This window comes from Comamonas flocculans (assembly GCF_007954405.1).
In the GTDB taxonomy this organism is placed as follows: Bacteria; Pseudomonadota; Gammaproteobacteria; order Burkholderiales; family Burkholderiaceae_C; genus Comamonas_C; species Comamonas_C flocculans.
Genome location: NZ_CP042344.1, coordinates 856,756 through 877,422 on the forward strand (window position 1 = coordinate 856,756; position 20,667 = coordinate 877,422).

The 20,667-nt window shown below is 64.0% G+C and carries 20 protein-coding genes; 7 read left to right on the top strand and 13 right to left on the bottom strand.

The genetic code is table 11. The annotated features are described in order from the left end of the window. Window positions 1-221 precede the first annotated feature (221 nt). Window positions 222-1,721: a group II intron reverse transcriptase/maturase gene (gene ltrA / locus FOZ74_RS04290; protein WP_106447946.1), complete on the top strand. Its 1,500-nt coding sequence runs from the start codon at window positions 222-224 to the stop codon at window positions 1,719-1,721. 306 nt (window positions 1,722-2,027) lie between these two features. On the opposite strand, the gene FOZ74_RS04295 is transcribed toward ltrA, so the two are convergent. The 5 genes from FOZ74_RS04295 to FOZ74_RS04315 are packed head-to-tail and all read right to left on the bottom strand — an operon-like array spanning window position 2,028 to window position 6,488. Further along, on the bottom strand, window positions 2,028-2,504 hold the full coding sequence (locus FOZ74_RS04295) for a Mov34/MPN/PAD-1 family protein (RefSeq protein ID WP_146911912.1): 477 nt from the start codon (window positions 2,502-2,504) through the stop codon (window positions 2,028-2,030). Next, entirely contained in the window at window positions 2,492-4,123 is a 1,632-nt protein-coding gene (locus FOZ74_RS04300; protein WP_146911913.1) for a ThiF family adenylyltransferase, read from the bottom strand. Before FOZ74_RS04300 ends, FOZ74_RS04295 begins: the two co-directional genes overlap by 13 nt. After that, the gene (locus tag FOZ74_RS04305; protein ID WP_146911914.1) at window positions 4,120-5,262 is read right to left on the bottom strand and encodes a CBASS cGAMP synthase; all 1,143 of its coding nucleotides are present in this window, start codon (window positions 5,260-5,262) and stop codon (window positions 4,120-4,122) included. The genes FOZ74_RS04300 and FOZ74_RS04305 overlap by 4 nt, the downstream gene beginning before the upstream one ends. After that, window positions 5,256-6,257 carry a CBASS cGAMP-activated phospholipase gene (locus tag FOZ74_RS04310; protein ID WP_146911915.1) on the bottom strand — a complete coding sequence of 334 codons (1,002 nt, stop codon included), beginning with the start codon at window positions 6,255-6,257 and terminating at the stop codon, window positions 5,256-5,258. Before FOZ74_RS04310 ends, FOZ74_RS04305 begins: the two co-directional genes overlap by 7 nt. A gap of 6 nt (window positions 6,258-6,263) precedes the next feature. Further along, a complete protein-coding gene (locus tag FOZ74_RS04315) occupies window positions 6,264-6,488 on the bottom strand; it encodes a DUF2188 domain-containing protein (protein ID WP_146911916.1) in 225 nt (74 codons plus the stop codon). A gap of 278 nt (window positions 6,489-6,766) precedes the next feature. Between FOZ74_RS04315 and FOZ74_RS04320 the strand changes: the two genes are divergently transcribed. Together FOZ74_RS04320 and FOZ74_RS04325 are read left to right on the top strand one after the other, a co-directional pair. Then, a complete protein-coding gene (locus FOZ74_RS04320) occupies window positions 6,767-7,153 on the top strand; it encodes a helix-turn-helix domain-containing protein (protein ID WP_146911917.1) in 387 nt (128 codons plus the stop codon). A 2-nt stretch (window positions 7,154-7,155) separates the two neighbouring features. Then, entirely contained in the window at window positions 7,156-8,025 is an 870-nt protein-coding gene (locus FOZ74_RS04325) for an ImmA/IrrE family metallo-endopeptidase (RefSeq protein ID WP_146911918.1), read from the top strand. Between the two features lie 31 nt (window positions 8,026-8,056). On the opposite strand, the gene FOZ74_RS04330 is transcribed toward FOZ74_RS04325, so the two are convergent. The 6 genes from FOZ74_RS04330 to rpsP all read right to left on the bottom strand — a co-directional run bounded on the left by FOZ74_RS04330 (window position 8,057) and on the right by rpsP (window position 12,882). After that, window positions 8,057-9,226, bottom strand: coding sequence for a PDDEXK nuclease domain-containing protein (locus FOZ74_RS04330; protein ID WP_146911919.1), 1,170 nt, complete (start codon window positions 9,224-9,226; stop codon window positions 8,057-8,059). Next, window positions 9,223-10,428, bottom strand: coding sequence for a tyrosine-type recombinase/integrase (locus FOZ74_RS04335; protein ID WP_146911920.1), 1,206 nt, complete (start codon window positions 10,426-10,428; stop codon window positions 9,223-9,225). Before FOZ74_RS04335 ends, FOZ74_RS04330 begins: the two co-directional genes overlap by 4 nt. A 238-nt stretch (window positions 10,429-10,666) precedes the next feature. Next, entirely contained in the window at window positions 10,667-11,050 is a 384-nt protein-coding gene (rplS, locus tag FOZ74_RS04340; protein ID WP_146911921.1) for a 50S ribosomal protein L19, read from the bottom strand. Window positions 11,051-11,177: 127 nt separating this feature from the next. After that, window positions 11,178-11,930, bottom strand: a complete 753-nt coding sequence (gene trmD, locus FOZ74_RS04345) for a tRNA (guanosine(37)-N1)-methyltransferase TrmD (RefSeq protein ID WP_146911922.1) — start codon at window positions 11,928-11,930, stop codon at window positions 11,178-11,180. A gap of 21 nt (window positions 11,931-11,951) precedes the next feature. Next, window positions 11,952-12,527 (bottom strand): ribosome maturation factor RimM, encoded by a 576-nt coding sequence (gene rimM / locus FOZ74_RS04350; protein WP_146911923.1) that lies wholly within the window; start codon window positions 12,525-12,527, stop codon window positions 11,952-11,954. Window positions 12,528-12,630: 103 nt separating this feature from the next. Further along, a complete protein-coding gene (rpsP, locus tag FOZ74_RS04355; protein ID WP_146911924.1) occupies window positions 12,631-12,882 on the bottom strand; it encodes a 30S ribosomal protein S16 in 252 nt (83 codons plus the stop codon). 151 nt (window positions 12,883-13,033) lie between these two features. On the opposite strand from rpsP, the gene FOZ74_RS04360 reads away from it, so the two are divergent. Next, complete coding sequence (locus FOZ74_RS04360) at window positions 13,034-13,480, top strand: TM2 domain-containing protein (RefSeq protein WP_146911925.1); 447 nt, start codon at window positions 13,034-13,036, stop codon at window positions 13,478-13,480. 97 nt (window positions 13,481-13,577) lie between these two features. Here FOZ74_RS04360 and FOZ74_RS04365 read toward each other — a convergent pair whose 3' ends face one another. Together FOZ74_RS04365 and FOZ74_RS04370 are read right to left on the bottom strand one after the other, a co-directional pair. Then, window positions 13,578-14,588, bottom strand: a complete 1,011-nt coding sequence (locus FOZ74_RS04365) for an inorganic phosphate transporter (RefSeq protein ID WP_146911926.1) — start codon at window positions 14,586-14,588, stop codon at window positions 13,578-13,580. 40 nt (window positions 14,589-14,628) lie between these two features. Then, complete coding sequence (locus FOZ74_RS04370) at window positions 14,629-15,276, bottom strand: DUF47 domain-containing protein (RefSeq protein ID WP_146911927.1); 648 nt, start codon at window positions 15,274-15,276, stop codon at window positions 14,629-14,631. A 174-nt stretch (window positions 15,277-15,450) separates the two neighbouring features. Here FOZ74_RS04370 and FOZ74_RS04375 point away from each other — a divergent pair, with 174 nt between their 5' ends. The 3 genes from FOZ74_RS04375 to metG are packed head-to-tail and all read left to right on the top strand — an operon-like array spanning window position 15,451 to window position 20,600. Further along, window positions 15,451-16,707 (top strand): patatin-like phospholipase family protein, encoded by a 1,257-nt coding sequence (locus FOZ74_RS04375; protein WP_146911928.1) that lies wholly within the window; start codon window positions 15,451-15,453, stop codon window positions 16,705-16,707. Beyond that, window positions 16,700-18,478 (top strand): sensor domain-containing diguanylate cyclase, encoded by a 1,779-nt coding sequence (locus FOZ74_RS04380; protein ID WP_146911929.1) that lies wholly within the window; start codon window positions 16,700-16,702, stop codon window positions 18,476-18,478. The genes FOZ74_RS04375 and FOZ74_RS04380 overlap by 8 nt, the downstream gene beginning before the upstream one ends. Before the next feature lie 55 nt (window positions 18,479-18,533). Continuing rightward, the gene (gene metG, locus FOZ74_RS04385) at window positions 18,534-20,600 is read left to right on the top strand and encodes a methionine--tRNA ligase (protein ID WP_146911930.1); all 2,067 of its coding nucleotides are present in this window, start codon (window positions 18,534-18,536) and stop codon (window positions 20,598-20,600) included. Window positions 20,601-20,667: the final 67 nt, after the last annotated feature.

Genomic DNA, 20,667 nt, shown 5'->3' on the forward strand with positions numbered 1-20,667 from the left:
TTCATGCGGAACAGGGTAAGCCCATCACGCTGCCGGCAACGGCAGGCGAACCGCGAGGGACGCTGTGGGCGTGGTGGGTAAAGGAACGCGGAGAAAGCGAATGCCCGGCTGTAATGGCCGGGATACGGGCTGCGACATCGCCCGACGCGAAAGCGGGCAGACTTCCGCGAGGTCATTCATGGCGAGAGAGTCTTGACAAACCGTTGTACGAGGAAAAGCAGATGACGGCAAACGACATTCCGGTGTCAGGCGCTGGTGCGTCCTTGCCCGATGCATTGATGTGGGATCTGGTGAACTGGAACCGCATCGAGGCAGAGGTGAAACGGCTTCAGATGCGTATCGCCAAGGCAGTTCGGGAAGGCAGGTGGGGCAAGGCGAAAGCCCTGCAGCGTCTGCTGACCCGCTCGCACAGCGGCAAGCTGCTTGCCGTCAAGCGAGTGACGGAAAACAGAGGCAAGAGAACGCCGGGGGTAGACGGGAAGGTCTGGCTGACCCCGGCGGCCAGATGGAAAGGGATGCTGTCGATGCGGCATCGTGGCTACCGCCCGATGCCGCTGAGACGGGTCTACATCCCCAAGAGCAATGGGAAGATGCGTCCGTTGGGAATTCCATGTATGCGGTGCCGGGCGATGCAGGCTTTGTGGAAGCTCGCCCTGGAACCCATCGCGGAGACGCGAGCGGACCTGAACTCCTATGGCTTCCGGCCAGGACGTTCGACCGCTGATGCCATCGAACAGTGTTTCAACTGCCTGTCGCATCGCACGTCGGCAGAGTGGGTTCTGGAAGGCGATATTCGAGGTTGTTTCGACAACTTCAGCCATGCCTGGCTCCTGAAGCACATACCGATGGACAAGGCGATCCTGCGCCAATGGCTGGAAGCTGGCTATGTCGATGAAGGGGCCCTGTTCGAGAGTCGGGCTGGCACACCCCAGGGAGGGATCATCTCGCCCGTGCTCGCGAACATGGCGTTGGACGGCCTGGAGGCTGCGGTTCTCGCGAGCGCCGGAGGATCGGAGCGCGCACATCGCAGGGCCAAGTTCAACGTCATCCGCTACGCCGATGACTTCGTGGTCACAGGCGCGTCGAAAGACGTGCTCGAATCCCAGGTTCTGCCTGCTATCCGCCGCTTCATGGCGGAACGCGGACTGGAACTGTCGGAGGAGAAGACCCGGATCACGCATATCGAGCAAGGGTTCGACTTCCTGGGTCAGAACGTGCGCAAGTACGGTCGCCAGTGCCTGACCAAGCCAGCAAAGAAGAGCATCAAGTCGCTGCTGGACAAGGTGAGGGCAATCATTAAAGGGAATGCAACCGCCACGCAAGCGGCAGTGATACGACTGCTCAACCCGGTGATCCGTGGTTGGGCCATGTACCACCGCCACGCTGCCGCGAAAACAACCTTTAATAGAGTCGATGACTTCATCTGGCACATGCTTTGGAGGTGGGCAAAGCGCAGGCATCCCGCCAAAAGTGCATGGTGGATCAAGAAGCGGTACTTCCGGACGATCGGGAATCGGAACGGGGACTTCGCAACAAGGGGCTCTGCCGACGGCAAAACTGTTGGTATCCAGCTCTTTCGTGCGATGACGGTGGCAATCACGCGCCACGTCAAAATCCCTGCAGCCGCCAACCCGTTCGACCCGGCATGGACTGAATACTTGGACCGCCGTCGAGCCTCGAAACGTTCCGTCAAACTGTTCGGTGCCAGCCTGTGGTGCTGAAGAATGGCTTGAGCCGGATGCGGGGTGACTCGCACGTCCGGTTCTTAGGGGGCGGCGGCGCAGTAATGCGCCGCTGCTACCCGACGCCGTGATACGGTGAAGGGAACAGCAAGACCGCCCACACCCTCCCACTGCACACGCCCCGCTTTTGCCTTTGAGGCAAGCGGAGCGCGCAGGCCCGGATCAGCGAGCCGGGCCGGAAGCGTCAGGGATCAAAGCCGAATGGCCGCGATTCGACACGAAGCGCGGGGCGCAGCCCGCGAGCCCGACGGCGGCACGCCGGGACGGTGTTGGTTTGATTGGCCGCTATTCCACCGGGGTAAGCACCGAACCGCAGCCTGAACTCGGCGCCAACTCCACATACAGAGATTTTCGCCCGACGATGACAGCAAGCATTGGCCGCTTGTCCCGACGCTTTGCTGATAAGCGGTTCCATTCCGACCTATCGAGACCAGAAGGATGAGGATGATCTTCCGGATGGGTGTGCCATTCGCCCAGATAGCGGATGGTTCCTTGGCTCGTAGTCCATCGAGACAGAGCAATGGCTTCGTGGCCAAACGGCATCCGCTCGAACAAATAGCGAAACCGCTTGTCCCATGCGGTGGGAACGGTCGCTTGCTCAACGAGCATATGAGAACCATGAACCGAACCGAGCAGAAGCCCGCCAGCTTCGCAGTCAGCATCACTGGCCTGAACATGCTGACAGAAAATCTCCAGCGTGGACATCGAGAAATGCAGCAGAGTTCTTTTGTCGTTGGTCGCCCAGGAATTCAGGAATTGCATAGAGGACATTCCCAATCCGGGATCGGATCGCAATCGGGCGTAGCAAGCTGATGGGAACGGTCGATCAATTTGGTGCGCAACGCAGGGGAATAGACGCCATTGACCCAGTCAAGTGCCGTCTCCGCCCCCAAGCTGGCGGCATGCACCGACACCGAAGCAGGGAATGGCACGTACAAGCCCTCGCATCCATGCCCCGCCAAAATGACAGGAAGAGGATCAAGGGTGGAACGGAGTTCGCCTCTTCTGTTGCTATGCCAAAGGCATCGATAGCACGCGCCAGATGTATTCGCCCTCAGGAGTGCTCGGACAGCCGTTCCCGGCCCCTCAATCCAGACCGACAGCATGGGCATCGGAGACGGATAGTGGTCGCACAGCCAATGTCCTAGCGACTCTTCGCCCGTGGCATCGATGAGCAGGTCCAGTGGTCCCAATTGGGCCTGCCTGACATCCACGGGAAGTGCGCGAATCTCGACACCCGGCGCCAAGCGCTTAAGCTCCTTCGCCATAGCCTCGGCTTTGTTCGACAACAGGTCTGGGAATCCCAGGCGATGACGCCCGATGTTTTGCGGAAGAAGGCAATCGAAATCCACTAATGTGAGTCTTCCACCGCATGTTCCTGCTCCGGCCTTAACCAGCATATCTGACAGATATCCGCCGATCGTGCCGCATCCCACAACGGCCAGGTTCTTACCTGCAAGCGTCTTTGACTTAGGGATGTTCCGCTGGGCAAGGTAGCGATCGTCGATTCTGACCACCGAGATGGGTATCACCTTCAATCCATAGCTGGAATCCCTGCGGTCTGCGAGCTTGTTCTTTCGGACCTGACGCTGGCGGTCATAGAGAACCACAAAGCCATACGTCATCAACGGAGACTCAATGACGATCAGAACGCCGTTGGCCTTTTTCCTTTCCCCTTCCTGGATACGCTCGTGAATCTTCCGCCGGCATCGAGGGTCAAGAGTGCTTTGCCACGCCAAGATATCCCGCACCGTTTTAGGGGGCCAGTGGCTGGTCAGAGGACGGGGTTGAGCACCGGTCTTTACCCTGTAAGTCAGCACCGTTCTATCGGTGACTTGGTAGCCAAGCGACTTCAGTTTGTTTGTAGTTCGATCTTCGTTGTCAGTGATGAACCACAACGGATTTCCATTTATTTGCGCGACTATGCAATTCTGTCGCCCCAAATTCTCACCTTGCATATCCACGAAGCAAAGCAAGCCGTGCCAGTAAGCGAAGAACTCTTCCGCGAGATCCTCAATCATCTCCCCCTTTAGGATCTGCCCGAACACGGCGGCTGCGCGTTGCAGGCACGCCAGCGACTGTCCGACGGGATCGTAGATGTCTAGAACGACCGTACCCTTGGCGAGATAGCAAAGCCCGCCATCTGCACCAAGATGAGGAACCGCTGCGGGCAACTCGGGAGGGATTTCCAGCAGCCGGATGCGAGGCAAGTCAAAGAACGTGGGGTCAAGATGGACTTCGCACGGCCAGCCTTTGTCTGCGTGCGGCGGCACCAGCCGCCCATGCAGTCTGAACCAACCGTCATCCGTCTTACCAACGAAATCGAAGCCTCGCTGCTTGAAGGCTTCGATCACGTCTGCGGTCGCAGTGGCGCTGTTCATCCAGCCTTCGTTCGCCCGACAAGCTCACTCGGACCAGCCATGGCCGGGGCCGCGGCAATGGTGGCCGCGACGGATACCGTCTTAACCCGATCTGGGTCGTTCGGGAAGCGTGGGCCGAACTCGCCTCGCATCCAAATGCAAGCCTGTGAAGGGCTGCCAGCGTCGGTGGCTCCGCGAAGCACATTTTCGAACTCTTCAAACGCCTTCGCCGCTTCTTCGACTCCAGCCTTGCCGAGTCTTGCCGTGAGCGACTCGGACTCTTCCACAGGATTGTTCACTCCCGCACGCAGCCGGGCTGGCAGTGCTGCGACGACATCCAGCAAGGCGAGGTCGTCGCGCCGATCGCGCTTTTCGAAAAGCGGGGCTGCGGCGGCCATCAACAAGATCGAAGCAGGCCCGCCGCTGGACCACCTCCAATCACGGAACGCCTTCAAGTAGCGGACCACACGGCGGAACTGCTCCCCCTTGGCCTCCACTTCACCCAAAAACCACTCTTTTACGGGCCGAGGGTCGGACGGCATCCAGTTGCATTCACGATGGGCCAGGAGCACCTCGTCAGCGGGAAGCGCCGTCCAAGCATCGCGCTCCGCCATGTTCACCGCTTCTGTGAGCGAGTCGTAGCCATACCGCTCCATCGAAGCCTTTGCAAGCATGAGAAATTCCGCGTCGGGAATGGCGTACAAAGGAATATCAATGTGGGCATACGCGGCAATGATGATGCGGATGCACGTCGGCTTGTCAGTGACAAGCTTCCATCTCTTTTCCTCGACCAGCGGCTTCAAGGCTTCTTCCGCTGCAGCAAAGAACACGGTTGTTGCAGTGCTGGGGCGCTTCGTCTGCGAGACGAAACTCAATGGCAGATAGCAGCCATCATCGACGTCCGCCTGCTGCGGATGTTGTGCCGGCGAGTTCAGCGTCTTGTATGCCCACGAACCTTGCGTGAAGAAACGAGGCTGCGGCACGTCCTCGGTGTAGCCGTTCGCTTTCAGCACCCTGGGGATGCCTGTGCGCAGACAGTTCCTGACGTCAGTGCGTGCGCTGGCTATCCAAGAGCGTTGCTCAAGCGTCAGTTCCAACTCGTCATGCATGCACGATTCGTCGTCAACGGTGGTGAAGAAGAGTGGGCTCAGGTTCAGCACGCGGCCTCCGGAACATTTTTGTTGGGGCCGTGATAGAAGATGGGAGCGCCGGCCTGGTGCGCTCGAAACGGTTGGAAAAGAGGATCGCCGAGCGCACGCTGCGCCGCGTGGTTGCCGCGATCCTTGAGCGTATTCGTGGCGCCAACGGAAACCCTATCCAGCGCTTTCACGTCCTTGCTCTGATCAGGCGTTGCCTTGTCGTCGATTTGGAAATAGTTGCTCCCCAGCGTCTGCCGCAGCATGTAGTCCACGGACGACTCCTGTGCGGAGATCACGAGGTCGAAGAGCCCCCCGCGCCATTTTCCGAATCCGCGGTCAAGGCTGGCACCGCCGCGGACAGTTGCACCGATCGTCATCGTGCCAATGGAGAGGACTCGAACTAGCGCATCTTGTTTCGGCGCCAAGAATGTATTGACTTCGTGCAACCCGAACAGGCCAGGGGCGTTGCCCACCAGCCCACCATCCGCGAAAACACCACGGTCGTTGCGTGCCAAAGGAAAGTAGACGGGCGCGGCGGCGGTCGCCAACGCAACATCGACGATCTTCATGCGGTGATCCAACTCAAAGGAGGGATGGTGAGGCGTTTTGAAGAACTGCCCACGACCCGTCGAGTAGTTGACTGCCGGTACGAGAACACGATGCTTCAAATTGCCGATCGTGGCCTCTTGGAAGCGCTCGGTTAGCACTCCTCGCAGTCCCGCTGAGTCGTGCTTTGCGGTCAACCAGAATCCCAGAAGCCGCCTTGCAAGACTGCGGCAACCAAAGATGCGGCTGCCTTTGTCTTCAAACAGTGCCTTGAGCTCGTTGGCCGGAATTTCCGCAGCCAGCCCCAAGGCCAGCATCCCTCCTGCCGATGTGCCACAAATCAGATCAAAGTGCGAAGCGATAGGACGACCCAGCACGGTTTCGAGTTCGGCAAGAACCGTCGCCGTGTACAGGCCGCGATAACCGCCTCCTGACAGGGCGAGCACATGGTAGGTAGGGATGCCCGTCATGCCACTTCAGCCCTTCGGCGGGAAGGAGTCGTGGCCGTGGCTGTCCTTGTCACGGATACGGCCATCCGGGCGATGGATGACGAGTTCGGAGTGCTGGTTGCGTGCGATATCCCGTGCGGCGTCAATAGCCTGTTGCTGCGTGTCGTGCACGGAGGTTGCCCGCTGATTGCCGGCGCCCTTGACGGCCCAACCGTCCTGGTGAGGAACTACGTGCTGATTTTTGCCTGTCATGGCTAATTTCCTGAAGTTGAACTATCGAGAGCCCGGCCATCCGGCCAGGTTGCCAATGAGCACCCGCTGTAGCAAAATATGTTGTTCCTGCAGGCAACGGGCGCATCAAGCCAAATCAACTTGCTGGAGTCGTAGAACCCACATCTGTTGTCTGGCTGGACAACAATGTATCAGAGTTGGTGCCAAGCTGCAAATGGTGGGCTTGGTGCCTCAGAACACAACTGCTGCGAGGGCGGCCGCTTAGCAGCGGCCGCCCGTAGCGGCAAGGAACGGATCGGATGTCACAAACAGGCCTTGGCGTCGCCCTCAAGACGCTGCGCGAGCGCAGAACCCTCTCGTTACGTGAAATCGGTCAACTCTCTTCGGTGGACCATGCCTATGTCCACCGGCTGGAGTCTGGCGAGAAGACGAATCCGTCACCGGATTTGATCGAGAAACTACTGAGGGTTCTCAAACCGGGCGAAAGAGACGCTGAACTTGTAATGTGGCTTGTTGACCACGCGGAGGCCGATACCCGCCTTGTCGAATTCGTGCTAGACGATCCTTCCATCAGCATCGACATTTTTTCGGCGGCAGCGGGAGTGAGGCATCGTGGAAACGTCAGGCCAGATCCTGCGACTCTGATCGCTCGGATACAGAAGGCATTCGAGGACGAGGACGACTGAACATGGATGAAGCGGATGTCAGGCAGAAAGCGCGCGCCTTTGTGGCGAAGGTCGATGTGTCGGATATCCGAGCAGACCTGACGCCCTATGTGGTCGCAGTGAACGCCAAGGTCAGGAAGGATGAGCTTGGAGAGGGGGAGTCCGGCTACACGATCACCAAGCCGAACGGGAAGCACGTCATCACGGTGAACTCTCTGGAAACGGAAGAACGCCAGCGCTTCACCGTATGCCATGAGATAGCGCATATCGTGCTCGATTTGGAGTCGAGTCACGAAGAGGTGCCGTCCTGGTCTTATGCCAAGCGGCACCCGAACGAAATTGCCTGCGACACCTTCGCCGCTGAATTGCTGATGCCGTATCAGCAATGGCTATCGCTGGTGCCCAAGGAAGAGCCATCGCTGGAGCTTATCCAGCGCATGGCTGACTCGTTTGGCACATCTTTTCCTGCAGCGGCATCAAGGTTTGCCAGTCTCAGCGATATGCCGTGCGCATTCGTCACCATGGAGCGAGGTGCTGTGCGTTACGCAGCACGCTCCACCAGCTTGCGGCAGGCAGGAGCCTGGATATCTCCCAAATCCGTCATCCCGGTCGGCTCCGTGGCTCACCGACTACGTTCTTCGGGCATTAGTGCTGCCGAAACGGATGAGGTTTCACAAGACATCTGGTTCGACAACTGGGAAAAGGGGCTCGACCTCTGGGAGCTTTCCAGGCACTACGCACGCACCGACACCACGACCTCGCTGTTGTGGTTTGACAACGACGATTTACCTGAGATCGAAGTGAATCGCTTCGGTGCACGCGTCGAAGACGATGGCGGCTTGGCTGAACTTACGGGACAACTGCCGTGGCCAGGGCGAAGCAGGCGTCGTTAGCGAAACCTGGCAACCTCGTATCTGACACCCGCTATGGCTTGCGCTTCTTGGGGAGGATCGTCCCGCGAGATTCGAGCAGGCACCGCGTGTCCTCCAACTCCTTCTGCAACAGTTCGGCATCCGGCAGTACCGTGCGGTAGTTCGCCGCCATCACCTTCGTCGGCAAGCCTTCCAAGGCATATCGCGCCAGCGCGTGACCCTTATCCGCACACAGGATCAGACCCACGGGCGGGTTCTCATCAGGGTAGGCCCATTGCTCTTTGGCATAGTTGCAGTACATATGCATCTGGCCCACGTCCGCATGGGTCAAGCTGCCCAGCTTCAAGTCGATGATGACCAGGCACCGCAGCTTGCGGTGAAACAGCAGTAGATCCACCCGATACCACGTCTGGTCGATGCGCAAGCGTCGCTGCCGCCCGATGAAGGTGAATCCTTCGCCGAGTTCCAGCAAGAAATCTTCCAGCCGCCGAATCAAGGCGGCTTCAAGATCGGACTCCGAATACTCATCCTTGAGGTCGAGGAATTCCAGCACATACGGGTCTTTGATCGCATCGCCGGGCGTGACGGCATCCTCGGGCTTGGGCACTGCGCCCTTGACCAGCATCGCCGCCTTGTCCTTTGACAACGCGGTGCGCTCGTAGAACTGGCTACCGATCTGCCGATCGAGCTGGCGCACGCTCCAGCCGCCGCGTAGCGCTTCGGTCTCGTAGAACTGGCGCGCATGGGCGTCCTTAACCGATAGCAGTCGGACATAGGCCGACCACGGCAGCGGAAACGCCTGGGCCAGCACGGTCAGGCTCAAATTCCCAGACACCGTCTCGGATTTCTCCAGAGGCAGACGGCTACCCAATTTCCCAGACAGTGTCTGGGAAATCTCGGAACGGGGATGCGCGAGGAAGAACCGCCGCATGTTCTCCAAGTTGTTGACGCCAAATCCCCGCCCGAACTGCGCGGTCAGATCGGCGGACAGCCGAGCCATCAACTGTTCGCCATACCCCGCACGCCGCTTGCCCTGTTGCTCGGCTTCCACGATGCGGCGGCCGATTTCCCAATAGCTGGCCGTCATCAGCGCATTGACGCTGCGCGCCGCCGCTTGGCGTGCAGCGTCCAGCAGTTCCACGATGCCGCCGTGGATGCCGGCGTAGCCGGCAGGCAAGGCGGCACTTTTGGCCGGTGGGGCGGAAAGCGTCTTGTCTTTCATGCCACGGCCTCCTGCGGTTGGGCCTGCCGTGCGCCCGTGATGGCCTGGCGACGGCTTGCCACCAGTTCGGCCGCGTCGCGTACTGGCTGGTCCTCGGTGTGGACGTAGTGCATGAACATCGCCACGGTCTTGTGCCCGGTCAGCTTCATGCCCACCTTGGTCGGCACACCCGAATTGGCAATGTCGGTGGTCGAGCGGTGACGAATGCCGTGCGTGCCGACGTGCGGCACGCCGGCGGCCTTGAGCACCCGACACCAGCCGCCGTAGTGCTCGCCAAAGGTCAGGTGCTTGGCCGGATCGTTGGGTGACGGCAGGACATAGGGGCAGCCTTCCCGACGTGGGGCCGTCGAAAGCAGCCGATAGGCTTCCGCGCTCATGGGCTTGGACAGGCCGCCCGTCTTGCTGTCCGGCCACACGACACGTCGGTTTTCCAGGTCGATCCAGCTCCATTCGAGCGTGCAGATTTCGGAGCGACGGCCGGCAAACTCGAATTGCAAGCGGATCGCCAGCGGGATGACGTAGTTCTCTAGTCCTTCCGCCTCCAGCTTCTCCAATTGGCGGAAGATCAGTGCCATCTCGTCGTCCACGATGAGCCGGGTTTCCTCGCCGGGCGGGAACATCGGGACGTGACGGCACGGATTCGTGCCGTCCGGGCGATAGCCCCACACTTCGGCCAAGTTGAACATCTTGCGCAGCACGCCGAAGGCGTTGTTCGCCTCGGCCGGCTTGTAGGCAAACTTTTCCATGAACGCGGCAATGTCGGGCCGCTTCACGTCCTGCACCTTCTTGCGTCCCAGTACCGGGACGATGCAGCGGTCGATGACCGCCTGATAACCGCGCCGGGTGCTGGGCTTGTTGCGCTTCTTGGAGTAGTCCTCCATGAACTTCTTGCACAACTCGGCCATCGTGGGCGCCTTGCGCGCCTCGGCCTTGGCGCCGCCGGGATCGCCGCCCCGACGAACCTCGGCCAGCCAGTCCTGCGCCATGACGCGGGCCTGTTCGACGGTGAGTTCCCCGAACAGGCCCAGGGCGGGCTTGCGGCGCTCGCCCGCGTTCGTGCGGTACTGGAGCATGAACACGCGGCGGCCCGCTGGGGTAATCTTGCACAGGAAGCCAGGCACCACGGTATCACGCAGTTCGACGGCCTGCGCCTGGGGTTGCGCCGTTTCCACGGTGGTTTTGGTGAGCTTGATCTTGGCCATGATGACTCCTCGGAACGCCCGGTTTCCAAGAGCCACATGGGAGCCATGAGAGCGGAAGCCGGGTCAGGTTTCAGAAAGCACCGGCATATGTTGAACTCGCCTAAGTGATTGATAAACCTGCTGTATCTGGCTCTGGCGTAGTCCAGCGGAGTACCGGGCTGGAGTCATCGTGAAACAAAAAAACCGCCACAGGCACATGCACTGTAGCGGTTTGCAGGCAGGGCTGCCGGTGGCGGGATCAGGCCTTGGCGTCGTCCACCTTGACGCGCGAAGGCAGCTTTTCCTTGATGCGCGCCTTCTTGCCGCTCAGGCCGCGCAGGTAGTAGAGCTTGGCGCGGCGCACGTCGCCACGGCGCTTGACCTCGATCTTGGCGATCAGCGGGCTGTAGGTCTGGAAGGTGCGCTCCACGCCTTCGCCGCTGGAGATCTTGCGCACCGTGAAGGCGCTGTTCAGGCCGCGGTTGCGCTTGGCGATCACCACGCCTTCGTAGGCCTGCAGGCGCTTGCGCGTGCCTTCGACGACGTTCACGCTGACGATGACGGTATCGCCGGGGGCGAAGGACGGAATCGTGCAATTGAGGCGGGCGATTTCTTCCTGTTCCAGGGTCTGGATCAAATTCATGGCTGCATCCCTTGATCATGTCCGCGCCATGATTGGCTGCGGCACCACCATGGTGCCTTGTGGTGGGCGCTCGTTGGCGCGCCGGCCGGGCAGAGGATCAAAAAAACAGGTGATTATACAAGCGGATTCACCGCCCGCCACCCGCCGGGCCGCGCCCGGCCGGAGGCGGGGCGTGCGCCGGTGCGCCAAGCAGGTCGGGGCGCAGGCGCGCCGTCAGCTCCAGCCGCTGCTGCTCGCGCCAGCGCGCGATCTCGCCATGGTTGCCACCCAGCAGCACGGGCGGCACCTGCTGGCCACGCCAGACCTCGGGGCGGGTGTAGTGCGGGCAGTCGAGCAGGCCCTGCAAAGCGGGGCTGAAGCTGTCCTGCACGGCGCTGCGGGCGTCGTGCAGCACGCCCTCCTGCAGGCGCGCCAGCGCGTCGAGCAGCGCCATCGCGGCCACCTCGCCGCCCGAGAGCACGAAGTCGCCCAGGCTGATCTGCTGCTGCACGCAGGCGTCGATGAAGCGCTGGTCCACGCCCTCGTAGCGCCCGCACAGCAAGATGGCGCCCGCGCTGTCCGCCCAGGCCTGCACGCCGGCTTGGTCCAGGCGCCGGCCCGCGGGTGAAAACAGCACGCACGGCGCCTGCGCCCCGGGCGCTTCGGCGCGGTCGGCGCGGATGGCGGCGAGACACCGCGCCAGCGGCTCGGCGAGCATCACCATGCCGGGCCCGCCGCCAAACGGGCGGTCATCCACCCGGCGGTAATGGCCCTCGGCGTAATCGCGCGGATTCCACAGCCGCACCTGCACCTGCCCCGACACATAGGCGCGGCGCGTGACGCCGCTGGCCAGAAAGGGCGCGAACAGCTCGGGGAACAGCGTGATGAGGTCAAAGCGCATGGGCGGCCCGGGCGCACCGGCTCAGTAGTCGGCCTGCCAGTCCACGCCGATGCACCCGCCCGGCAGGTCCACGCGATCGACGAAGGCGGAGACGAAGGGAATCAGGCGCTCGCGCGGTTTGCCCTCCTCGTCCGCGTATTCCAGCACCAGCGTGGTCTGCGGCCCCGAGGGCATCAGGCCCTTGACCGTGCCCAGCGCCTGGCCTTCGCGGTTGCGCACCGCCAGGCCGATCAGGTCCACCCAGTAGAACTCGTCATCCGCGGGTGCGGGGAAGGCCGCGCGCGAGACGAACACGCGCGCACCGCGCAGGCCTTCGGCGGCCGAGCGGTCTGCAATGGCCTCGGCACTGGCGACCAGCGCGTCGCCGTGCACCCGCGCCTCGCGCACCGCCAGGTGCACCGTACCGGTGAAAGGGCTCTTGGGGCCTTGCGTCGCGGCCTGCAGGAACCAGTCGCGCGTGGCGAGCAGCGCCTCGGGCTCGGGGCTGTGGGCAAACACCTTGAACCAGCCCTTGACGCCCCAGGCCTGGCCAATGCGCCCGACCTCGACGGCGTCGTGCGGCAGGGAGGCCGCGGGCAGCAGCGGGGTTTCGTTCATGGGTGGCAATCGCGCAAGGTGAAGCCGGACGGGCGTGAAAACAAAACGGGTCCGTCAGCCCTGCCGACGAACCCGCTGTGCGTGCTGGCCGCTGAAGCCGTGCTCAGGCAGCCTGCTTGGCGGCTTGCTTGAGCAGGCGCTCCACGGTGGGAGAGGGCTGCGCGCCCACGCCCTTCCAGTAGGTGACGCGGTCTTGCACCACGCGCAGCGTTTCTTCGCCGCCCTTGGCCGAGGGGTTGTAGAAGCCCAGACGCTCGATGAAGCGGCCATCACGGCGCTCGCGCTTGTTGGCCACGACGATGTTGAAGAACGGACGGCCCTTGGCACCGCCGCGCGAGAGTCGAATGACGACCATGTTTGTATCCTTCGGGTGGTTGCCGCGTCCCTGCCCATGCCGGGGGCGGCGGATCTTGCGGCGTTGAGACACGCAACTGGCCACCCGGCCAGCGACACGCAGCAAAGCCCGGCATTATAGCGGCTGGCCAACTCGGGGAATAATCGCCGCCATGAAAAGCAAGACCCTCGCCACCTGGCTGGCATTTCTCGGCGGTCCGCTCGGGCTGCACCGCTTCTATCTGCACGGGCCGGGCGACTGGCTGGGCTGGCTGCTGCCCGTACCCACGGCGCTGGGCCTGTTCGGCGTGGAGCGCATCCGCCAGCTCGGCGTGGACGACCAGCTCAGCTGGGTGCTGGTGCCGCTGCTGGGCCTGGTGATCGCGGCCTGCGCGCTCACCGCCATCGTCTACGGCCTGGCGCCGCAGGAAAAATGGAATGCGCGCCACAACCCCGGCGCGCCGGCCGAACACCCGGCGGGGCGCACCTACTGGCTCACGGTATTCGGCGTGGCCGCCGCGCTGCTGGTGGGCGCCGCGGTGCTGATGGCCACGATCGCCTTCGGCTTCGAGCATTTCTGGCAGTACCAGATCGAGGAAGCGCGCAAGATCTCGCAATAGGCGCCGCGCGCGCAGTCCGCGTCGCCGGTGCACACTGGCCGAAAACGCCTCCAGCCTTTGCTGTACAAGCGCTGGCAGCTATCTTTTTGGGTGTTTTTCAGTAGAGCTGCAGACTGATGAGATAGGCCACGCCGGCGACGAAGGCGCTGGCCGGAATCGTCAGGATCCAGGCCCAGACGATGTTGCCCGCCACGCCCCAGCGCACCGCGCTGGCGCGCTGGGTCGAGCCGACGCCGACGATGGCGCCGGTGATGGTGTGCGTGGTCGACACCGGTATGCCCAGCCATGTCGCGAGGAACAGCGACATCGCGCCGCCGGTCTCGGCGCAAAAGCCCCCCACGGGCTTGAGCTTGGTGATCTTCTGCCCCATGGTCTTGACGATGCGCCAGCCGCCGAACATGGTGCCCAGCCCCATCGCCGAATAGCAGGCGCCGATGACCCACAGCGGCGGCTCGGCGTCCGAGGCCGAGGCGTAGCCGGTGGCAATCAAGAGCAGCCAGACGATGCCTATGGTCTTTTGCGCGTCGTTGCCGCCGTGCCCCAGGCTGTAGGCGCCGGCCGAGACCAGCTGCAGGCGCCGAAACCACCGGTCCACCCGCTGCGGGCGCACGCGCCTGAGCAGCCAGGCCATGAGCACCATCATCATGGAGCCCAGCGCAAAGCCCAGCAGCGGCGAGACGAAGATGAACACCACGATCTTGAAGATGCCGCTGGCCACCAGCGCCTCGGCCCCGGTCTTGGCGATCACCGCGCCGACGATGCCGCCGATCAGCGCATGCGATGAGCTGCTGGGTATGCCGTAGTACCAGGTGATGACGTTCCAGGTGATGGCGCCCACCAGCGCGCCGAAGACCACGTGCGTGTCCACCACGTGGATGTCCACGATGCCCTTGCCTATGGTGGCCGCCACGCTCAGGTGGAAGACGAAGACCGCCACCACGTTGAAGAAGGCGGCGAACAGCACCGCCTGCGTGGGCTTGAGCACGCCGGTGGAGACCACGGTGGCGATCGAGTTGGCCGCATCGTGAAAGCCGTTCATGAAGTCGAAGGCGATGGCCAGCGCCACCAGCAGGGTCACGACCCACAGGGCGGTCTGTACGGTATCCATGTGCGCTTTGCGAAGAGGGCCAGAAGGCGGGAGGAAGGGTTCAGGAGTTTTCGAGGATCACGCCCTCGATGTGGTTGGCCACATCCTCGCACTTGTCGGTGACGCTCTCCAGCAGTTCGTAGATTTCCTTGAGCTTGATGATCTCGCGCGCGTCCACCGCGTCGCGAAACAGCTTGCTCATGGCACTGCGCAGCACCCGGTCGGCATCGCCCTCCAGGCGGTCGATCTCCTCGCACAGCTTGAGCGCCTGCTCGGTCACCGCCGGGTCGGCGATGCGGCCCAGCTTTTGCACCGCCTCCTGCACCAGCGCACAGCACTTGGCGCTGAGGTCCGACAGCAGCACCACCTCTTCGGTCACATGCTGCAGGTCGTACAGGGCCATGGCCTCGGCGGTGTCCTGCAGCAGGTCGGCCACGTCGTCCATGCTGTTGATGAGCAGGTGGATCTGCTCGCGGTCGATCGGCGTGATGAAGGTGCGGTGCAGCGCGCGATTGACCTCGTGCGTGACGCGGTCGGCGGCGCGCTCGGCGTCGTCCACCTCGTGCTGGTACTTCTCGCGCATGCGCGGATCGGCGTAGTTGGCCACCAGCGCCGAAAAGGCATTGGAGGCATCGACGATGCAATGGGCATGCTGGTTGAACATCTCAAAAAAATTGCCCTCGCGGGGCAATAATTTTCCGAACAGCATGCACGCTCCTGGTGGGATCAAGTGGACGGCCGCGCGGACCACGCCGATCGCGTGGTGCGGGCAGTGACGGCGGCGATTTTACCCACCGCAACCCCGTATTCGCCCGAACTGTTCACAAACAGGCAAATCTCCTATAAGAGGCGGGTTTGACTCCACGGCGCCCCGCCACCCTCCATGCAAGGCTTGCCCAACGCCTCCAGCGCGCCCCGCCCCGACACGCCGCTGACCGGGCTGGTGCTGACCGGCGGCGGCGCCCGCGCGGCCTACCAGGTGGGCGTGCTGCAGGGCATCTCCGAGCTGCGCCGGCTGTGCGAGCCGGGCGCGCGCGGCAACCCCTTTCCCGTCATGGCCGGCACCTCGGCCGGGGCGATCAATGCCGCCGCGCTGGCCTGCGGGGCCGACCAGTTCGACCGCGCGGTGCGGCGCGTGGCGCGCGTCTGGAGCCACTTTCACACCCACCACATCTACCGCTCGGACTCCATCAGCATGCTGCGCAGCGGCGCCAGCTGGCTCACGCTGCTCTCGCTGGGCTGGATGCTCGCGCGCTGGAAGCGCATGCGCCCGCGCTCGCTGCTGGACAACGCGCCGCTGGCCCAGCTGCTGCAGCAGCTGGTGCCGCTGGTGCGCCTGCCGCTGCTGATGCGCCAGGGGCACATGCATGCGCTGGCCATCACCGCCTCCAGCTACAGCTCGGGCGAGCACATCACCTTCTTCGAGGCGGGCGACCGGCTGGTGCCCTGGGCGCGCTCGCAGCGGCGCTCGGTGCGCGACGAGATCCGCCACGAGCACCTGCTGGCGTCCTCGGCCATACCCTTCATCTTTCCGGCGCAGGGCATAGAGATCGACGGCGCGACCGAATACTTCGGCGACGGCTCCATGCGCCAGTCCGCGCCCATCGCGCCGGCCATCCACCTCGGGGCCGAACGCATCCTGGTGGTGGGCGCGGGGCGCATGCACGAGTCGGGGCGCGACCCCACGGCCGCGCCGTCTTCGGGCTATCCCTCGCTCGCGCAGGTGGCGGGGCATGCGCTGTCCAACATCTTCCTGGACGCGCTGTGGGTGGACGTGGAGCGCATGCAGCGCATCAACAAGACGCTGGCGCTGATCCCGCCGCACCTGCGCGCCAGCAGCGTGCTGCGTCCGATGCAGCTGCTGGTGATCGCGCCCTCGCAGCGCCTCGATGCCGTGGCCGCGCGCCACGTGCAGTGCCTGCCGGTGGCACTGCGCACGCTGCTGGGCAGCATAGGCGTGTCTTCGCAGCGGGACGAGATCCGCAGCGCGGCGCTGGCCAGCTACCTGCTGTTCGAAGAGAGCTACACGCGCGAGCTGATGGCGCTGGGCCGCGCCGACGTGGCCGCGCGCCGCGACGAGGTGCTGGCCTTCTTCGGCTGGACCCTGCCCGCGCAGACCCCGCAGGAGGCCCATGCCTGAGCGCCAGCGCCCGCCAGCCGCACCCGCGCACGGGACGCCCCCGACGGCGCGTCCGCGCCAGCGCACGCTGCGCCTGTCGCTCATCCTGCCCTTCGTCAGCCTGATCGCGCTGCTCACCGGGGGCCTGGGGGTCATGTGGTACTGGTCGGGTTCGCGCACCGCGACCGACCTCTCGCGCCACCTCATGCAGGAGATGGTCGAGCGCATGGTGCAGGCCGTGGGCGCGCACCTGCACAACTCGGGCGCCATGCTGCAGGCGGTCTACCCCGAAGGACTGGCGGCCGGCCCCGACATCCGCGAGGACCTGGCCAGCCTGCGCACCCGGCTGTGGGCCGCCACGTCGCTCAGCGGGCGCATGGGCGACTACGTGCACTACGGCAACGTGGCGGGGCAGAACATCGGGCTGCTGCGCCTGACGCCGACGCAGGCCGAACTGCGCATGAAGACGCGCGCGCAGGAGCCGCGCACCTACTACCGGCTGGACGGCATTGACGCCCGAGCGCGCGCGGTATCCACCGAGGCGACGGTGTTCGACCCGCGCACCCGGCCCTGGTTCAAGGCCGCCCGGCAGGCCGCCACCGACGTCTGGACGCCGGTCTACATCGACTTCAACGCGCGCGACCTGGTGATGACGCGCGCGCGCCGCGTGCCCGGCCCCGACGGCCAGGCCCAGGGCGTGGTGGCCACCGACCTGTTCCTGAATGCGCTGCAGCGCTTCGTCGACGAGCTGCCCATGGTGCCCGGCGGCCAGGCCATGCTGCTGGAGCCCGACGGCGCCGTGATCGCGATTTCCGGCGCGGCCAACATGCGCCCCGGCAGCGACGGGCGGCCCGAACGTGTGCACGCCGCGGGCAGCGCCAATACCCTGCTCAGGGAAAGCCATGCGGCTCTGCGCGACGCCGTCAGCCAAGGCGCTGCAGGCCGGCGCGCGAACCTGGTGATCGAGGCCGGCGGCGACAAGGTGCAGGTGGCCTGGCAGCGCATCACCGACTCGGCCGGGCTGAACTGGCTGGCCGTGGTGGCGCTGCCGCACAAGGATATGCTCGCCGGCGTGCGCCGCGACCTGTTGCTGCTGGGCGCGCTCGGCCTGCTGGTGCTGGGCTTTGCGCTGGCCATAGGCCTGCACATCTTCGGCGGCGTGGCCCGGGACATGCGCACCCTCACCCACGCGATGCGCCGCATGGGCGCGGGCGACATGGATGCGCCCATACGGCTGCAGCGCGGCGACGAGATCGGCGAGCTGGCGCGCAACTTCCGCGCCATGCGCCAGAGCCTGTTCACGGACCCGCTCACCGGCGTGAGCAACCGCGGCGCACTCAACCACCTGCTGGCCAGGCTGACGCAGGAAAGCGCGGTCGACGGGCAGCTGGTGCCGTTCGCGCTGGTGTTCATCGACCTCAACCGCTTCAAGCCGCTCAACGACCGCTGGGGGCACGACAACGGCGACCGGGCGCTGCGCGAGATTGCCCAGCGCCTGCGCGCGCAGCTGCGCGCGGGCGACGCGCTCGCGCGCCTGGGGGGCGACGAGTTCGTCGTCGTCGCCCAGGGCGTGGGCGACGACGACCAGGCGCTTCAGCTGATGGAGGCGCTGCGCCTGGCCATCGGCGCGCCGCTGCGCACGCTCAAGGGCGAGGCCGCGGGCCGGACGCTGAGCGTGGGCGCCGCCATAGGCCATGCGCTGTTTCCGCGCGACGGTGAGAACCCGAGCGACCTGCTGCGCTGCGCCGACGAAGCGATGTACCGCGACAAGCCCGTGGACGAAGAGCGCTGAGGCCGCGCCGGGCCCTTTCTACAATGCCCGGTTTTGCCCTGCCCCTTCCTCAGCCATGTCCGCGCGCAAGATCTTCGTCACCACCGCCCTGCCGTACGCCAACGGCAGGTTCCACATCGGCCACATCATGGAATACATCCAGGCCGACACTTGGGTGCGGGCGCAGCGCATGATGGGGGCAGAGGTCAACTTCGTCGGCGCCGACGATGCGCACGGCGCGCCCATCATGATCGCCGCCGAAAAGGCCGGCAAGACGCCGCAGCAGTTCGTCGCCGAGATTGCCGCCGGGCGCAAGGAATACCTGGACGGCTTTCACATCGCGTTTGACAACTGGCACAGCACCGACGCGCCGGAAAACCACGAACTGGCGCAGCAGATCTACCTCGATCTGAAACAGGCCGGCCTGATCGAAACCCGCACCATCGAGCAGTTCTACGACCCTGAAAAGGGCATGTTCCTGCCCGACCGCTTCATCAAGGGCGAGTGCCCACGCTGCCACGCCAGGGACCAGTACGGCGACAACTGCGAGGTCTGCGGCGCGGTCTATGCGCCCACCGAACTGATCCATCCCTATTCGGCGCTCTCGGGCGCCAAGCCCGAGCTGAAGACCTCGGAGCATTTCTTCTTCAAGCTGTCCGACCCGCGCTGCGTGGAATTCCTGAAAGAGTGGACGCAAAACGGCCAGCACGTGCAGCCCGAAGTGGCCGCCAAGGTCAAGGAGTGGTTCGGCACGCGCACCAACCCCGACGGCTCCACCAGCACGGGGCTGGACGACTGGGATATCTCGCGCGACGCGCCCTACTTCGGCATCGAGATTCCCGACGCGCCGGGCAAGTATTTCTACGTCTGGCTCGATGCGCCCATCGGCTACCTGGCATCGCTCAAGAACCTGCTGGACCGGCGCGGCGAGGACTACGAGGCCTACATGGCCGACCCCATGCTTGAGCAGTACCACTTCATCGGCAAGGACATCATCACCTTCCACACCCTGTTCTGGCCCGCCACGCTTCATTTTTCAGGCCGCAAGACGCCGACCAAGATCTGCGTGCACGGCTTCATGACGGTGAACAACGGCGAGAAGATGAGCAAGAGCCGCGGCACGGGGCTCGATCCGCTCAAGTACCTGGCGCTGGGCATGAACCCCGAGTGGCTGCGCTACTACCTGGGCGCCAAGCTCAACGGCAGGAATGAAGACATCGACTTCAACCCCGATGACTTCATGGCGCGCGTCAACGCCGACCTGGTGGGCAAGTACGTCAACATCGCCTCGCGCGCCGCCGGCTTCATCGCCAAGCGCTTTGGCGGACGGCTGGGCCAGCCGGGCAGCGACGGCGAGGCGCTGCTGGCCGAGCTGCGCGCGCACCGCCCGGCCATCGTGCAAGCCTACGAAGAGCGCGACACCGCCCGCGCCGCGCGCGACATCATGCTGCTGTGCGACAAGGTCAACAGCTATGTGGACGCCAACAAGCCCTGGGAGCTGGCCAAGAAGGAAGGTATGGAGCAGCGCCTGCACGAGGTCTGCAGCACCTGCATCGAGGCCTTCCGTCTGCTGACGATCTACCTCAAGCCCATGCTGCCGCACACCGCGCAGCAGGTCGAAGCCTTTCTGAAGGTGGCGCCGCTTGCGTTCGACGATGCGCAAACCCTGCTGGGCACCGGCCAGGCCATAGGCCAGTACCAGCACCTGATGCAGCGCGTGACCACCGAGCAGCTCGATGCGCTGTTCGCGCTGCCCGAGCCAGTGGAAGAAAAAGTGCTGCCCGGCGGCGAAGCCATCGCCCCCGAGATCAAGATCGACGACTTCGCGAAGGTCGATTTGCGCATCGCCAAAATCGTCGAATGCAAGGCGGTGGAAGGTTCGACCAAGCTGCTGCAACTCACGCTGGACGCGGGCGAGGGGCGGCTGCGCAAGGTGTTCTCGGGCATCTCCAGCATGTACCAGCCCGAGCAGCTGCAGGGCAAGCTCACCGTGCTGGTGGCCAACCTGGCGCCGCGCAAGATGAAGTTCGGCGTGTCTGAAGGCATGGTGCTGGCGGCCAGCCACGCCGACGAGAAGGCGCACCCCGGCATCTATGTGCTCGAGCCTTTCCCCGGCGCGCAGCCCGGCATGCGGATTCACTGATTTGATAGCTGCCAGCGCTTGCCCATCAAGCGTTTGAGCCGTATTTCTTTCAAATATTGGAACCTGC